General features: G+C 73.2%; 8 protein-coding genes. 3 read left to right on the top strand and 5 right to left on the bottom strand.

The window, feature by feature from the left end:
• Nucleotides 1-11: 11 nt before the first annotated feature.
• A complete protein-coding gene (locus tag ABZ899_RS05910; RefSeq protein WP_361341265.1) occupies nt 12-521 on the bottom strand; it encodes a DUF2165 domain-containing protein in 510 nt (169 codons plus the stop codon).
• A gap of 96 nt (nt 522-617) precedes the next feature.
• Here ABZ899_RS05910 and ABZ899_RS05905 point away from each other — a divergent pair, with 96 nt between their 5' ends.
• Both ABZ899_RS05905 and ABZ899_RS05900 read left to right on the top strand, forming a co-directional pair.
• On the top strand, nt 618-3,926 hold the full coding sequence (locus tag ABZ899_RS05905; protein ID WP_361341263.1) for a tetratricopeptide repeat protein: 3,309 nt from the start codon (nt 618-620) through the stop codon (nt 3,924-3,926).
• A 138-nt stretch (nt 3,927-4,064) separates the two neighbouring features.
• Nucleotides 4,065-5,180: an ADP-ribosylglycohydrolase family protein gene (locus ABZ899_RS05900; protein ID WP_361341260.1), complete on the top strand. Its 1,116-nt coding sequence runs from the start codon at nt 4,065-4,067 to the stop codon at nt 5,178-5,180.
• A 22-nt stretch (nt 5,181-5,202) separates the two neighbouring features.
• Here the strand turns inward: ABZ899_RS05900 and ABZ899_RS05895 are convergent, their stop codons facing one another.
• Nucleotides 5,203-6,771: a sodium:solute symporter family protein gene (locus ABZ899_RS05895; RefSeq protein ID WP_361341257.1), complete on the bottom strand. Its 1,569-nt coding sequence runs from the start codon at nt 6,769-6,771 to the stop codon at nt 5,203-5,205.
• A 160-nt stretch (nt 6,772-6,931) separates the two neighbouring features.
• Nucleotides 6,932-7,717 (bottom strand): SDR family oxidoreductase, encoded by a 786-nt coding sequence (locus ABZ899_RS05890; protein WP_361341255.1) that lies wholly within the window; start codon nt 7,715-7,717, stop codon nt 6,932-6,934.
• 75 nt (nt 7,718-7,792) lie between these two features.
• Here ABZ899_RS05890 and ABZ899_RS05885 point away from each other — a divergent pair, with 75 nt between their 5' ends.
• On the top strand, nt 7,793-8,632 hold the full coding sequence (locus ABZ899_RS05885) for a hypothetical protein (RefSeq protein ID WP_361341252.1): 840 nt from the start codon (nt 7,793-7,795) through the stop codon (nt 8,630-8,632).
• Nucleotides 8,633-8,641: 9 nt separating this feature from the next.
• On the opposite strand, the gene ABZ899_RS05880 is transcribed toward ABZ899_RS05885, so the two are convergent.
• Together ABZ899_RS05880 and ABZ899_RS05875 are read right to left on the bottom strand one after the other, a co-directional pair.
• Entirely contained in the window at nt 8,642-10,498 is a 1,857-nt protein-coding gene (locus ABZ899_RS05880) for an MFS transporter (protein WP_361341249.1), read from the bottom strand.
• 192 nt (nt 10,499-10,690) lie between these two features.
• A complete protein-coding gene (locus ABZ899_RS05875; protein ID WP_361341247.1) occupies nt 10,691-13,144 on the bottom strand; it encodes a D-alanyl-D-alanine carboxypeptidase in 2,454 nt (817 codons plus the stop codon).
• Nucleotides 13,145-13,149: the final 5 nt, after the last annotated feature.

The raw sequence follows: 13,149 nt of genomic DNA, 5'->3' as shown, positions 1-13,149 counted from the left end.
CGCCCGTCGGGTCAGGCGTCGGAGGTCTTCGCCGGCCCGGCCGGCAGGTGGTTCACGATCAGCACGACGCCGCTCAGCAGGAACACCCGGGTCGCCGCGTCGAGCCCGTTCCAGTCCGAGGACTGCCACATCGCGAACCACTCACCGCCGATCGCGATGAACCCGGCGCCGAACAGCAGCATCAGCATCAGCAGCCCGTAGGTGGAGAAGCGGCGGGCCCTCACGTCGTCGCGCCGCGCCCACAGCCAGGTGCCGTATATGAGCACGAGCGCGGCGACGGTCTCCCAGACGATGATCGCGACGTAGGCCGCGTCCTGAAGTCCCTTGCCGGTGACGGCCCGCCACATCAGGTCGTCGTCCTCGAACGTGGTGTCCATCGCGAGGACGTGCCGCACGAACTGCTGGTTCGTACCGAAGTCCGTGATGTTCCCGAAGGCGACGAGCGCGATGTAGAGCGCCACGGTCCCGGTCAGGAGCGTGGCCGCGAGGTGCAGGGGGGTGCGGGGGGGTGTGGTCGACATGGAGGTCATCTTCCCCGCGCCGAGCGGGTGTTCGGGCGTCATTGCGCCACAATGAGTGGGACGGACTTCGAGGGCGGGCGGACGAGGGGACGTACGGTGGCGCAGGCGCAGCCGTCGATGCAGGAGCTGATCCGGCAGCGCAGCCGCGCCGGCTTCGTGGGCCGGGGAGCCGAACGGGCCGCCTTCCGGGAGAACCTGGAGCTGCCGCCGCAGGACGAGAGGCACCGGTTCCTGTTCCATGTGCACGGCCAGGCCGGCGTCGGCAAGTCCTTCCTGCTGCGGGAACTGGAGCAACTGGCCCGTGAGAAGGGCGCGCTGACCGCCTCCGTGGACGAGTCCGCCGGCAGCGTCCCGGAGGCGATGGCGGCGATCAGCCGCCGGTTCGCCGCCCAGGGGCACCGGTTCAAGGACCTCGACCGGGCGCTCGCCACCCACCGGGAGCGGCGGCATGAGGCGGAGGCGGCCGCCGCCGCCCTCGGCACCGAGCCGGAGGGGCCGTCGGCCACCGGCACGGCGGTGATGCGGGCCGGACTCGTGGGCCTCGGTATGGTCCCCGGGGTCGGCCCGTTCGCGGGGGCCCTCGACGCCGCCCAGCTCGCGCAGAGCGCCGACCGGCTGCGGGCGGGGCTCAGCGCCCGGTTCCGCAGCCAGGACGACGTGCAGCTGGTGCTCTCCCCGGAGCGGGTGCTCACCCCCGTCCTGCTGACCGAGCTGTCCGGCGCCGCGGAACACGCCCCGTGGATCGTCCTGTTCCTCGACACGTACGAACGCACCGGCCCCTTCCTGGACGGCTGGCTGCACGACGTCATGACCAGCGACCGGTACGGCGCGCTGCCCGCCACCGTCGTCGTGGTCACCGCGGGCCAGCACCCCTTCGACACCGCCCGCTGGGGCGGCTTCACCGACTTCATGACCGACATACCGCTCGGCCCGTTCACCGAGACCGAGGCGCGCGGCCTGCTGGCCGACCGGGGTGTCGTGGCCGAGCCGGTCGTCGAGGAGGTGCTGCGGCTCACCGGCGGTCTGCCCGTCCTCGTCTCGACACTGGCCGAACAGCGCCCCGCCCGGCCGGACGACATCGGCGACCCGAGCGCCACCGCCGTCGAACGCTTCCTGAAGTGGGAGCAGGACGCCGTGCGCCGGGCCGTGGCGCTCGCCTGCGCACTGCCCCGGCGGGTGGACATGGACGTGTTCCGGGCCGCCGTGGACTGCCCGGACGACGACGTCGACCCGCTCTTCGCCTGGCTGCGGGGCCTGGCGTTCGTGGACGAGCGGGGCGACCGGCTGCGGTACCACGACCTGGTCCGCGAGCCGATGCTCCGGCTGCAGCGGCGCCGCTCCCCGCGCGGCTGGACCGAGCGGCACGACCGGCTCGCCGCCGTGTACGGCCGCTGGCGGGAGGAGGCGGGCCAGGGCCTCGGCGCCTACCAGGAGTGGCTGGAGGAGGAGTGGCGCGAGCTGCGGCTGGAGGAGACCTACCACGCGCTGTGCGCCCGTCCCCGCACCGCGCTGAACGACGCGCTGCGGGACGTCGTGCTGGTCTGCGGCGCCGACGAGGCGGCGGGCCGGCGCTGGGCGCAGATGCTGGCGGAGGCGGGCGAGGCCACCGGTGACACGGTCCTCGGCGACTGGGGCCGGGCACTGGGCGAGGCGCTCGCGGACGACGCGACCGCGATGACCGAGGTGGCGAACCTGGTCCTGTCCCGTCCGGGGCCCGACCGCCGCACCCGGGCGGTCGCCTACTCCTTCCGGGCGCGGGAGCTGCGCCGCGAGGGCCGGTACGAGCTCGCCCTCGCGGACGCCGACCGGGCGGTCGGGCTGGACCCCGAACTGACCCCGGCGCACGTCGGCCGCGGACTCGCCCTGCGTTCGCTCGGCGGCTTCCCGGCGGCGCTGGCCGCGTTCGACACCGCCGACCGGCTCACCCCGGACGACGAGTACGTCATCGCCGAGCGCGCCGAGACGTACCGGCTCGCGGGCCGGTTCGAAGAGGCGTTCGCCGACTACGACCGGGCCGTCGCCCTCGACCCGACGGATCCCGAGTACCTCGCCGGCCGGGCCGTCTGCCGCCAGGAGCTGGGCCGGTACGACGAGGCCCTCGCCGACCTCGACCAGGCGGTGGCCCTCGACGAGGACTACCTGTGGCCCCTGGTGCGCCGGGCCCGGCTGCGCCGTGTGCGCTCCGAGCCGGACGAGGCGTTCGCGGACTTCGACCGCGCCGTCGGGAAGGCGCCCGACAACCCCTGGGTCGCGTCCGAGCGCGGGGACGCCTACCGGCTCGCGGGCCGCTTCGAGGAGGCCGTCGCCGAACTCGGCCGGGCCGTCGCCCTCAAGCCCGACTACGCCTCGGCGCTCGCCAGCCGGGGCCTCGCCCAGTACGAACTGGGCCGCGACGAGGAGGCGCTGGCCGATCTCTCCCGGGCCATCGACCTGACACCCGACTACGCGTGGGCGCTGGTCACTCGCGCCCAGGTCAGGGCACGCACGGGCGACCAGGAGGGCAGGTTCGACGACCTGCGGCGGGCCGCCGCCGCGGACACCTCGGACGGCTGGGCCGCCGCCGAACTGGGGGAGGCGTACCGGCAGGAGGGCCGCTACGAGGAGGCGCGCGCCGCCCTGGAGCAGGCCCTGGCCCAGGACCCGGACTACGACTACGCGCACGCCGTCCTCGGGGCCGTGCACCGGGAGCTGAAGGACCGCGAGGAGGCGTACCGCTGCTTCGAACGCGCTCTGCAGGCCGGTGAGGACTTCGGCTGGGCCCACGCCCAGCGGGCGCGTGCCGCGCTGGAGCTCGGGTGGTGCGAGGAGGCCCTGGCCGACCTGGACCGGTGCGTCGCCCTGGACTGGGAGCCGGTCTGGGCCCGGCGGACGGCCATCGACCTGCTCATGCTGTGCGGCCGCCGGGAGGAGGCGGGAGACCGGCTGCGCGCGGCCGAGGAGGCCGGGCTGCCCGACGGCGACCTGGACGACCTGCGGGCCGAGTGGCACGCCCACCGCGAGGAGTGGGATCCGGCCCGGCGCTGCGCGCAGCGGCTGCGGGAGCCGGAGCCCCTCGCCGGCGCGTTCCAGACGGCCGTGGTCACCGGCCTCGCGGAGGGCCTGTCCGCCGCCGAACCCCTGTGGCGGGAGCTGGCCCGGATGCTGGAGACGGAGACCGAACTGGACGACGTCCAGCGCGCCCAGGGCCACTGCTTCCTCGGCTGCGCCCTCAGGGACTGGCCCCTGGCGGACCGGGGCCTCACGGACTTCCTGGCCCTGGAACCGGGCTGGGCGGACGCGGCGAACCTGGCCTCCATCCTGGGCGACCTCCTGAGGAGTCCCGGCGCCGACGCGGCGCACCTCGGGCCGCGCCTGGAGCGGATCACGACGGTGGCGGAGACGATCCGGGAACGTCACCGGACCTGACCGGCGAAGGCCGCGAAGGGGCTCGTTCCGGACCACTTCCGTCACACGCCGCATACCGTTCCGCCCCCTGAACCGAGGGTCCCCGGTCGATTACAGTGACGAACTGTCGTACGAGCGGATGGCCGCGGGGAGGTCTTGGTGGGGGCGACTGGCGGACCCGTCTGGGGCCGTGCCGAGCAGCAGGACTTCCGCAGCCGGGTGCGCGGGACGCTGCTCGGTGTGGCCGTCGGGGACGCCCTCGGGGCCCCGGTCGACGGGCTGGGCCTGGCCGAGATCCAGGAGCAGCACGGCGTCGAGGGCCTGCTGGACTTGGCGTTCGGCTACGGGCGCCGGGGTGCCGTGACCCATCTCACCCAGCTCACCCTGTTCTCCGTGGACGGGCTGATACGGGCCCAGGTCCGCCGGGACACCGGCGCCTGGCATCCGCCGACCGATCTGCACCGGGCCTATCTGCGCTGGGCCGCCACCCAGCGCGACTGGGGACCCGACGAGCGCCGCAAGGACGACGGCTGGCTCGCCCGCGAGGAGTGGCTGTACGCCCGCCGGGACGCGACCCGCTCCCTGCTGCTCGGCCTCGGCGACGAGACGATGGGCACCCTGGAGGCGCCGAAGAACTCCGCCGAGCTCGGCCCCGAGGCGGCCGCGCGCTCCGCGCCGTTCGGGCTGCTCGTCGGCTGGGAGCCCCAACTCGTCGTGCAACTCGCCGTGGAGTGCGCGGCGCAGACCCACGGCCACCCCGTCGCCTACCTGTCGGCGGGCGCGTACGCCGTGATCGTGCACGGGCTGGCCTGCGGCGAGAGCCTGGACGGGGCGGTGCAGCGGGCCCTCGGGCTGCTCGCCGTGCGCCCCGGGCACGAGCCGGTGTCGGACGCGCTGCAGCACGCGCTGGGCGCGGTGCGCCAGGGCATGCCGACCCCCGCCCGCGTGGGGGAGCTGGCGGCCGACGGCTCGGCGGACGGGCTGCTCGCGGCGTCCGTGTACTGCGCCCTGGTTGGGGAGGACGTCCGGCAGGGACTGTGCCTGGCGGTGAACCACGACGGCCCGTCCGCCGCCACGGCCGCCCTCACCGGCGGTCTGCTGGGGGCCCTGCACGGCGAGACGGCCCTGCCCCCGGCCTGGCTGGCCGAGCTGGAGGGCCGTCCCACGATCCTGGAACTCGCCGACGACTTCGCCATGGAGATGACGCAGGGCCCGGCTCTGCACGGGCCGGGCGGCTCCGCGCCGGGCTGGCTGGCGCGCTACCCGCGCGCCTGAGCCCCGCCGCCCGTTCCCGCGCTCACTCCTCGGCCCGCACCGCGTCCTCGGGCGCGCGGGCCGGCGCCGGCACCGCGGCGGACGCCGCCCCGTCGCCGTCCGTGTTGACGCTCTCCACCACGGCGAGGCGCTCCGGGGTGTCCTCCGGCTTCAGGCCGCCGATGAGGATGTAGAGGACGAGCGAGACCGCCAGCGGGATGGAGACCTGGTACTGGAGCGGCACTCCGCCGTCGACGTTCCAGCTGATCGGGTAGTTGACCAGCCAGAAGGCGAGCAGGCCCATCGACCAGCTGGCCAGTGCGGCGGTCGGCCCGGAGCGGCGGAACGGCCGCAGCAGGCCCAGCATCATCGGGATCGCGATGGGGCCCATCAGACCGGCGACCCACTTGATCACGACGGTGATGATGTCCTTGAACGTGGGGGAGTCGACCTGGGTCGCCACCGCCATCGACAGACCGAGGAAGACGACGGTCGTCACGCGTGCCGCGACCAGGCCGGAGCGCTCGTTCCAGGCCCGCGCCCGCTTCGACAGCACCGGCGCCACGTTCCGGGTGAAGACGGCGGCGATGGCGTTGGCGTCGGAGGAGCACATGGCCATGGTGTGCGAGAAGAACCCGACGATGACCAGGCCCAGCAGGCCGTGCGGCAGCAGCTGTTCGGTCATCAGGGCGTAGGAGTCGGAGCCGTCGGGCTTCTGCGACTCGACCAGCAGCGGGGACATCCACATCGGGAAGAACAGCACGAGCGGCCAGACCAGCCACAGCACCGCCGAGAGCCGGGCCGAGCGCTCGGCCTCGCGCGGGGTGGCCGTGGCCATGTACCGCTGGGCCTGGTTGAGCATGCCGCCGTTGTACTCGAAGAGCTTGATGAACAGGAACGCCAGCAGGAAGACCGTGCCGTACGGGCCGACCAGCGGCTCGCCGTGACCCTGGAGTGCGGGCTCGTCCCATGCGTCGAGGAAGCCGATGCCCTTGTCGTCCAGCTTCATCACGACGGCGAGGAACATCGCGAGCCCGGCGAGCAACTGGATGACGAACTGGCCGAGTTCGGTGAGGGCGTCCGCCCACAGTCCGCCGATGGTGCAGTAGACGGCGGTGATGCACCCGGTGATGAGGATGCCCTGGTTGAGCGAGACCCCGGTGAACACCGACAACAGGGTCGCGATCGCGGCCCACTTGGCGCCCACGTCCACGATCTTCAGCAGCATGCCGGACCAGGCCAGTGCCTGCTGGGTCCGCAGGTCGTAGCGGTTCTTCAGGTACTCCAGCGGGGAGGCCACGTGCAGCCGTGACCGCAGCCGGTTGATGCGCGGCGCGAACAGCCTCGACCCGATGGCGATGCCGAGCGCGATGGGGAAGGACCAGGTGACGAAGGACGTGACGCCGTAGGTGTAGGCGATGCCCGCGTACCCGGTGAACATCACCGCGCTGTAGCCGGACATGTGGTGCGAGATGCCGGACAGCCACCACGGCATCTTGCCGCCCGCGGTGAAGAAGTCGCTGACGCTGTCGACCCGCTTGTGGGACCAGACGCCGATCGCGACCATCACGCCGAAGTAGCCGATGAGCACGGCCCAGTCGAGACTGTTCATGTGACCCCTTCCAGGGTTCCGCCCTGTGAACGGCCCGCCCATGGTCGATGCGCCGCAGACGGCACGACAAGCGCGAGTAGGGTCAACAGACAGTAAAATCGTTCTGCTTATTGACTTGGGTTCATGGATGTGAACAACGAAATCCGTTGGAACCCGTACGTCAGCGCATCAACTCACCGGCGTTGACGAGCAGCGACTGCCCCGTGACGGCCCGCGCCCGATCCGAGGCGAGGAACACCGCCGCGTCCGCGACGTCCCCGTCGGTCGGCATCTCCGGCAGCGCCATCCGCCCGGTCAGCCGCGCCAGCACCTCCGCCTCCGCGACACCCTCCGCCCGGGCCGTGAACCGTACGAAGGTCTCCACCGCCGGCCCCCACATCCAGCCCGGCAGCACGGTGTTGACCCGCACCCGGCGCGGCCCCAGCTCCCGGGCGAGCGAGTACATCGCGCTGGTCAGGGCGCCCTTGGAGACGGCGTACGCGGCCTGGCGCACCTCGGACGGCGCCGCCACCGCCGACTGCGTGCCGATGAACACCACCGACCCCCCGTGCTCCTCCAGGGCCGGCAGACAGGCCCGCGTCATCCGCAGCGTGCCCAGCAGATTGACGTCGAGCACCGTCTGCCAGGTGGTGAAGTCCGCGTCCCTGAGCCCGCCGAACAGCGAGTCCAGGGCCGCCACATGGACCACCGCGTCGATCCCGCCGAACCGCTCCCGGGCCAGCGCGGCCAGCGCCGCGCACTGCTCCTCGTCGGTGATGTCGGTCGCCCGGTACGCGGTGCGCTTTCCGGCCGGGTCGATCACGGCGGCGCCGCGGGCCAGCCGTTCCCCGGTCCGCGCCCCCAGCACCGCGTTCCCGCCGTCCCGTACGACCGCCGCCGCGACCTGCCGGCCGAGTCCCACGCCGACCCCCGACACGACCACCGTCTTGCCCGTGAGCAGTGACATCCCGGTGCCTCCCGACCCTGGCGCAATATCTGACGGGGCGTCAGAGTATGGGCGAGCCGAGGAAAGGGGAACAGCGTGAGCGAGGACACCCGCAGCGAGGTGTACGCCGAACTGGCCGCCGTCGGCCCGTACGGGGTCCGCCCCGGCCACGCCCTGATCACCATGGTCGAACCGCACCCCGGCCATGAGCACGCCTACAACCGCTGGTACGAGGACGACCACTACTACGCGGGCGCCATGGCGATGCCCTGGATGTTCGCCGGCCGGCGCTGGGTGGCCACCCGCGACCTCCAGCTGCTGCGCTACCCCGCCGAGTCGGCCGTCGCGCGGCCGGTCACCGCCGGCTGCTACCTCTCCACGTACTGGATCACCGCCGGCCGCTACGCCGACCACATGCGCTGGACCGTCGCCATCAACCGGCGCCTGAACCGCGACGCCCGCGTCCACCACGACCGCACCCACGTCCTCACGGCGTTCCAGGACCACGAGACGACGGTGTACCGCGACGGCACGGCGGGCCCCCGCGACGTCCACGCCCTCGACCACCCCTACGCGGGCCTGGTCCTCCAGGTCGTCGACGCCGACGCGGCCGAGCGGCGCGCGGACCTGCTCGGCCGGCTGCGCGACCACCATCTGCCCGACCTGCTGAAGGGCTCCCCGGCCGCGCTGGTGACCGTCTTCAGCCCCACACCCCTGCCGCTGGACCGCATGTCCTACGTCAAGCAGGTCGAGGGCGTCGGCACCCGGCTCACCCTGCTCTGGTTCCTGGAGGAGGACCCCCGGCGGTGCTGGCAGGACCACTTCACCGGACTGGACACGGCCGTCGAGACGACGGGCCTGGGCCGGACCGAGCTCGTGGCGCCGTTCATCCCCACGGTGCCGGGCACCGACCGGTACGTGGCCGAGCTGCGCTGAGGCGCTCCGTCAGCGCAGCTCCTCCGGGCAGGGCGTGCCGCGCGGCACGTCGTAGGGCGCCGCCAGCCGGTACACGCCCGCCCGCGGGGCGACCAGCGTCGTCCAGCGGTCGCCCTTCGCGTCCTCCTCGGTCTCCATCAGACAGCCGTTGACGTTGGCGTACGTCTTGGGCTCGTCGTCGGGACGCTTGCGGGAGGCCTCCGTCTCCTTCGGCGGGTCGAGCTTCTTGCCCTCGGCGTCCACGATGCTCAGCCAGGGCGAGTAGGGGATGCGGATCAGGATGCGGCCCGGCTTGCTCACCCGCATCGTCATCTCGCCCTGCTCGGCCCGCTCCACCACGGCGTTCGGCTCGGCGAGCGGCGTCGGGTCGGTCACCTGGAACAGCTGCCAGTTCGCGTCGCCCCACACCTGCTTCAGATACGGCAGGCCGCGCTGCACCAGCTCCCGCTCCCGCTGCGCCGCGGAGGGGTCCGGCTCGTCCTTGGGCAGCACCACGAAGTGCACCGCCCAGCGCCGGAGCCACTCCCGGTAGTTCGCCGAGTTGAGGGTGTCGTCGTAGAAGAGCGGGTTGCGCTCCATGTCGGCCTGCCGGTTCCAGCCGCGCGCCAGGTTGACGTACGGCGCGAGCGCGGACGCCTCCCGGTGCGAGCGGGCCGGCACGACCTCCACCCGGCCCTTCTCGGCGCCGACCTCCTGGAGTTCGTTGACCAGCGGGGCCAGCTCACGCGCCCAGGACGCCTCCGGAGCCGCGTGGATGACGTCATCGACCGTCTTGTAGCCGATCCATCCGACGAACGTCAGCAGGGCCGTCACCACCGCGTACCACTTGCGCGTGCGCGGCACCGTGAACGGCAGGGCCGCCACCAGCGTCACCCCGGCGAACAGCATCGCCAGCCGGGTGATGTTGGAGCCGATCTGCGAGCTGACCACCCACACCAGGACGACCGAGACGCCGTAGACCGCCGACACCAGCCGGACGGTCCTCCAGTCCGCGGGCACCGCGAGATGGACGACGACGGCCATCAGCAGCGGCATGATCACCGAGCCGAACACCATCGGCTGGGTGCCGGAGAACGGGAACAGCCACGCCGACAGCCCCACCACGACGGTCGGCGCGAGCCCCAGCGCCCAGGCACCCGGACGCCGTTTCTGCAGGAACAGCGCGACGGCCACGAACCCGACGAAGAGTCCCGCGACCGGCGACGCCATGGTGGCGAGCGCGGCGAGCGGCGCCGCGCACAGCGCCTTCGCCCAGCGTCTGTAGCGCCACCGGTACGGCCAGCAGAAGACGACGGCGACCGCGCCCAGCGCGAACATCGTGCCCAGCGCGAACGTCACGCGCCCGGAGATGGCGTTGGCGATCAGCCCGAAGATCCCGGCGAGCGCGGCCCACAGCGGGTTGCGCACGGACCGGCTGCGCAGCAGGACCAGCATCAGCAGCCCCGCCGAGATCGTCCCGGCGATCATCATCGTCGTCCGGACGCCCAGCACCGACATCAGATACGGCGACACGATGCTGTACGACACCGGGTGCATCCCGCCGTACCAGGCGAGGTTGTACGCGGAGTCGGGGTGCCGGCCGACGAACTCGGCCCAGGCGTCCTGGGCCGCGAGGTCGCCGCCACTGTTCGCGAACGTGAAGAACCAGATGATGTGGAGCAGCCCGGAGAGGGCGGTGACCGACAGCGCCGGGTGACGCAGCAGACGCTCGCGCAGGGCGTGGACGGCCCTCCTCGGACGTGACGACGGCCCGTTCCGGGTGTCGCCCGGATCCTCCTCCGTGCGCGGCGCGGGCACGCGTATTCGCGGACCGGCTCCCCGTCCCGGATCGGCGTCGTCGGCGCGTGTCGGCTCCGCAGTGGCCACGTCTGAGGCACTCCCCGTGCTGTCTTCTGTTCCGGCCGCGTCCCGTGTCCCGCGTGTCTCGGCCCGGTCGGTCAAGGTGCTGCGGTCGTGCCCCGCGGGCGACGACCTTGCCCGATTCGTGACGCTAGCACGCAGCCCGCCGGCGAACGCGGTCGGCGGGCTGCGGTGCGGTGACGCGGTAGCGCCCCCAGGTCAGCCGATACGGGTGAGTTTGTCCGTGAAGCCGGGTTCGGTGAGGTCCGTCCGGAGGGCGACGGGGATCTTCACCGCGCCGCTGGTTCCGTCGCCGACGGTGAGCGTGCCCACCTCGGTGCCGGCCTTCGCGGTGTGCGGGACCTCGTCGGGCGCGAAGGTCAGCTTCACCTTCAGGCCCGCCCAGCCGACCGCCGTGACGTCCTTGGCGGCCACCACCGGGGTACGGCCGCCCAGCCCGTCGTCCACGTAGCCGACGACGTCCCCCTTCTTCAGGACGGTCGCCGGCTCCAGGGCGCCCTGCGCGGCACGGATCAGCTGGTCGCCGCCGTACAGGGCGGCGCTGAGGATGGTGTTCTCCGGGCCGCCCGCGGGCTGGCGGACGACGGCGCCGATGATGGTGCGCGTCTCGCCGCCGACCTCCTTCTTCGCCGCGAAGACGAGGTTGCCGAGGGCGGAGGTGGTGGTGCCGGTCTTGATGCCCACCACGCCGTTCTTGCCGACCAGCTGGTTCCAGTTGGAGTGGTTGACGCCCTTGTAGTCGTCGTACGACATCATCGCGGCGACCTCGCGGAAGGCGGGCTCCTTCATCGCGGCCTTGGCCAGCTTCACCTGGTCGACGGCCGTGCTCACGGTGGTGTCGTTCAGGCCGGACGGGTCGGTGTACGTGGTGTTCGTCATGCCGAGCTTGTCGGCGGTGGCGTTCATCTTCGCCACGAAGTCCTTCTCCGAACCGGCGTCCCAGCGGGCCAGGAGCCGCGCCACGTTGTTCGCGGACGCGATCAGGATGGACTCCAGCGCCTCCCGCTGGGAGATGGAGTCGCCCGCGGTCACGTCGACGGTGGACTCCTGGCCCGCCTTCGACTGGGCCTCGGCCGCCTGGTCGATCTTGATCTTCGGGCCCTCGGCACCGCTCTTCAGCGGGTGCTCACGCAGGATCAGATACGCCGTCATGACCTTGGCGACGCTGGCGATCGGCACGGGCTTCTGGTCGCCCGAGGAGCCGAAACTGCCGATGCCGTCGACGTCCAGCGCGGCCTGGCCCCGGGCCGGCCACGGGATGTCGATCTTGTCGCCCTCGAAGGTGAAGCTGTCCTGCGCGGTCAGCTCCAGGGTGGGCGCCGGGAGCGGACGCACACCCTGCACGATCGCGAAGACGATCGCCAGCAGGATCACCAGCGGCGTCCAGATCTTGACGCGCCGCACCAGGGTGCGCACCGGGGTCTCCGGCGGCGGCGGGGTGTTCGTCAGCTCGGCGAGCAGGTCCAGCGGGGGCTTCGGCGGCAGCGGCTGCTGCGTGGTGCGCTCCGGCCCGATCTGCGGGACGGCGGCGGTGACGTCCGCCGGCGGCACGGGAGCCCGGGGGGCCTCGGGGGCCTTCGGGGCCTCCTGCGGAAGGTCCGGCTTGAGGGCGACGAACTTGCTGGTGCGCTCGGCGGGCGCCGGGGCCTCGGGAGCCTCGGGCTTCGGGGCCTTCGGCTCGGGCGCCCCGGACTCGGGCGCCTCCGGGTTCGGCGCCTTCGGCTCGGGTGCTTCGGGCTGGGGCGCCTTCAGCATGGTGGTCGGCTGGTCGACGCGCGGCTCGGCGGGGCGGGTCCGGAAGACCGCGGTCGCCTGGTCGACGCCCTTGCCGTCGGCGGGGGTGTCCTCGGCGGCGGGCTCGTCCTCGGCGTCGTCGGCCTTCGACGCCTCCGGCTGCTCGGCGGGGCGGGTCCGGAAGACCGCGGTCGCCTGGTCGACGCCCTTGCCGCCGGCGGGGGTGTCCTCGGCGTCCGCGGTGTGCTCGGCGTCGGTGGCGGCTTCCGCGCCGGCGCCGGAAGGTCCGTCGGTGTCCTCGCCGGCCTCCTCCGCGCTGTCCTCCGCGCCCGCCTCGCCCTTGTCGTCCGCCTCGCCCTTGTCGTCCGGGGCGCCCTTGCCGTCGGCGGTCGCCACCCAGGCCGCGACGGCGTCCCTCAGCCGGTCCCCGTCGGTGCCGGGGGACTCGCCCCCGGAGTCCCCGGTGTCCCCGGAGCCGTCGGCGGCCTCGGAGTCGTCCGAGGCGTCGGCCGCCTCGCCGGCGCCATCGTTGTCGCCGGCGGCGTCCTCGGCGGCCTCGCGTTCGCTCTCGGGACCCTCGGCGCCCTCGGCGGCCGGGGAGGCGCCGGGAGCCTCGGCGCTCCCTGCGGCGGCCTCGGAGCCCTCGGTGTCATCGTCACCGTCGGCCTCCGGTTCCGCCGGCTCCTCCCGCCCCTCGTCCAGGTCCTGGCGGGACAGCACCCGGGTGGCCGTGTCCACGCCGCCGCGCGGGGACGACTCGCGGGCCATCGCCAGGCGCGGGTCGCCGCCCGTGTCCTGGGCCGGACGGGTGGTGGACCCGGGTTCGGGCCGGGACTCGGGAACCGGGACCGCGCTCCCCGACGTCGGTTCTGCCGACGACTCGCGCTGCTTCGACCTGTCGGGGGACTCGCCCGCCACCGATG

The organism is Streptomyces sp. NPDC046859 (assembly GCF_040645135.1).
Lineage (GTDB): Bacteria > Actinomycetota > Actinomycetes > Streptomycetales > Streptomycetaceae > Streptomyces.
The sequence above is the reverse complement of the archived record's forward strand: the minus strand, read 5'-3'. Positions and strand labels throughout refer to the sequence as shown.